Below are 3,255 nucleotides of genomic sequence, written 5' to 3' on the forward strand. Positions count from 1 at the left end.
GGCCGTCGCTCGACGACTTCCCGCCGGTGGCGGTCGGTCACCGCGTCGTGCACGGCGGGGCGCGATTCTTCGAGCCCACCCTGATCACGAACCTCGTGGAGATCAACATCGACGAGCTGTCGGTGCTCGCACCTCTCCACAACCCCGGTGCGCTGCAGGGCGTCAGGGCAGCGAAGGCCGCTTTCCCCGATCTCGCGCACGTGGCTGTCTTCGACACCGCGTTCCACCAGACGCTGCCTCCCGCCGCCTACACCTACGCGATCGACAAGGACCTCGCCGAGGCCCACCGCATCCGTCGCTACGGCTTCCACGGCACCTCGCACAAGTACGTCAGCCGTGCCGCCGCGGACTTCCTGGGCAGGCCGCTCGAAGAGCTCAAGCAGATCGTGTTCCATCTCGGCAACGGCGCATCGGTGGCCGCCGTCGACGGCGGCCGGTCCGTGGAGACCTCGATGGGTCTCACGCCGCTGGAGGGGCTCGTCATGGGCACCCGCTCGGGTGACATCGACCCCGCCGTGCTGTTTCACCTCGCCCGCCGCGCGAGGATGTCGATCGACGACCTCGATGACCTCCTCAACAAGCGCAGCGGCGTGCTCGGTCTCGCCGGTGTCAACGACATGCGCGACCTCGAAGAGCGGGTGGCAGCGGGCGACGAAGACGCCCGGCTCGCGATGGACGTGTACATCCACCGGCTGCGCGCCTATGCCGGTTCCTACATCGCTCAGCTCGGCGGCGTGGACGTGATCGTCTTCACCGCCGGTGTGGGCGAGAACTCGCCCATCGTCCGCGCGGGGGCGCTGGAGACGCTCGGTTTCGCCGGAGTGCAGCTGGACCCCGCCCGCAACGAGGAGCGCGCCCGTGGCATCCGTGTGATCTCCGCCGACGGATCGCCGGTGACCGTGCTGGTCGTGCCCACGAACGAGGAGCTGGAGATCGCGCGGCAGGCCCTCGAGGTGGCCGCGGCGCTGTGACGGGAGACCGAGGGCGACGGGATGCCGCGCCCGCCTCGGTGGCGTGGTGACCGGGCACAGTCTGCGCGACTACGCTGGCCACGTGAACACCCGAACTCTGCCTGACCTGACGGCCTATGACGGCGTGCTCTTCGACCTCGACGGCGTGCTCACCCCCACCGCCGAAGTGCACATGCACGCCTGGCAGACGATGTTCACCGAGCTGTTCACGGCGTGGGGCATCACGCCGCCGTACACCGAGCAGGACTACTTCCTCCACCTCGACGGCAAGAAGCGCTACGACGGTGTCGCGAGCCTGCTGCGCAGCCGTGACGTCGAGGTGCCGTGGGGCGACCCGAGCGACGATCCGGCCCTCGACACCGTCTGCGGGATCGGCAACCGCAAGAACCTCGTCTTCGAACGGGTGCTGCGCAGCGAAGGCATCGCGCCGTACCCCGGGTCGCTGCGCCTGCTCGAGAAGCTGCAAGCGGCCGGCACGCCCGTCGGCGTGGTGTCGAGCTCCAAGAACGCCCGCGAAGTGCTCACCGTCGCCGGTCTCATCGACCGGTTCCCTGTGATCATGGACGGCGTCATCGCCGAACGCGAACACCTTCCGAGCAAGCCCGCCCCCGACGTCTTCCTCGCCGGCGCGCGCATGCTGGGGGTCGAGCCCGCCCGCTCCGTCGCGGTCGAAGACGCGCACAGCGGAGTGCAGTCAGCAGCCGCAGCCGGATTCGGCCTCGTCGTCGGCGTCGACCGCGGCGTCGGCGCGCAGGTGCTGCGCGATGCCGGCGCCGACCTCGTCGTCGACGATCTCGAAGAATTCCTCGACTGACCGGCCACCCGACCGGCACCCCCCTCCGAACACTCTTGGAAGGCCCCCGCATGATCGACCGTGATCGCTTCCCCGTCGACCCTTGGCGGCTCGTGGAGAAGAACTTCACGCTGGAGGACGTCGGCGTGACCGAGACGCTGTTCGCGCTCGGCAACGGCTACCTCGGCATGCGGGGGAATCAGCCCGAGGGGCTGCACGGGCACGAGCACGGCACGTTCATCAACGGCTTCCACGAGACGTTCCCGATCCGCCACGCCGAGCAGGCGTACGGCTTCGCCGAGGTCGGGCAGACGATCATCAACGCCCCTGACGCGAAGGTCATGCGCGTCTACGTCGAGGACGAGCCGCTGTCGCTGGACATCGCCGAGGTGCGCAACTACGAGCGGGTGCTCGACATGCGCGACGGCGTGCTGCGCCGTCACCTGCTGTGGGTGACCCCCAGCGGCAGGGAGGTGCAGATCGACTTCGAGCGCATGGTGTCGTTCGAGGAGAAGCACCTCTCGGTCATGCGCCTCACCGTCACGGTGCTCAACTCCGACGCGCCCGTGACGATCAACTGCCAGCTCGTGAACCGCCAGGACGGCGAGGACGTCTACGGCGGAACCGCGGTCGCATCCCGCCGCTCGCGCGCCACGTTCGACCCGCGCAAGGCGGAGCGCATGCACGAGCGCGTGCTGCAGCCGCAGGACTATTGGCAGGACGGGTCGCGCGCCGCGCTGTCGTACCGCGTCACCGAGTCGGGCATGACGCTGGCCGTCGTCGCCGACCACTTCATCGAGACCGACAACGAGTACGACATGCGCGGGCTCATCGAGCCCGACATCGCCAAGAACCTGTACCGGGTGCAGGCCAAGGCCGGCGTGCCGATCACCGTCACCAAGGTCGTGGCGTACCACACGTCGCGGGGCGTGCCCGCGCGGGAGCTCGTCGACCGCTGCCGTCGCACACTCGACCGCGCACAGAGCGGGGGCGTCGACGTGCTGTTCGAGCGCCAGCGCGCCTGGCTCGACGGATTCTGGGATCGCTCCGACGTGCGCATCGGCGGCCACGACGACCTGCAGCAGGCGACCCGCTGGTGCCTGTTCCAGCTGGCGCAGGCTGCGGCCCGTGCCGACGGCCGGGGCGTTCCCGCCAAGGGCGTGACCGGCTCCGGGTACAGCGGCCACTACTTCTGGGACACCGAGATCTACGTGCTGCCGTTCCTGGCGTACACGACGCCGCTGTGGGCCCGTAACGCCCTGCGCATGCGCTACCTCATGCTGCCCGCCGCCCGCAAGCGCGCCGGTCAGCTCAACGAGGCCGGCGCGCTCTTCCCCTGGCGCACCATCAACGGCGAAGAGGCTTCGGCCTACTACGCCGCCGGCACCGCGCAGTACCACATCAACGCCGACGTCTGCTTCGCCCTGGCGAAGTACGTGCGTGCCACCGGCGACGTGGACTTCCTCTACACCGAGGGCATCGACATCGCCG

General features: G+C 69.4%; 3 protein-coding genes. All 3 read left to right on the plus strand.

Annotated elements, in window-relative coordinates:
* Positions 1–971: acetate/propionate family kinase (locus NQ160_RS21105; protein WP_257517040.1), on the plus strand; the 971-nt coding region annotated here is incomplete at its 5' end.
* Between the two features lie 82 nt (positions 972–1,053).
* Entirely contained in the window at positions 1,054–1,785 is a 732-nt protein-coding gene (locus tag NQ160_RS21110; protein ID WP_257517041.1) for an HAD family hydrolase, read from the plus strand.
* A gap of 50 nt (positions 1,786–1,835) precedes the next feature.
* Positions 1,836–3,255, plus strand: a 1,420-nt coding sequence (locus tag NQ160_RS21115) for a glycoside hydrolase family 65 protein (protein ID WP_374113695.1), incomplete at its 3' end; no start/stop codon positions are given.

The organism is Microbacterium sp. zg.Y909 (genome assembly GCF_024626565.1).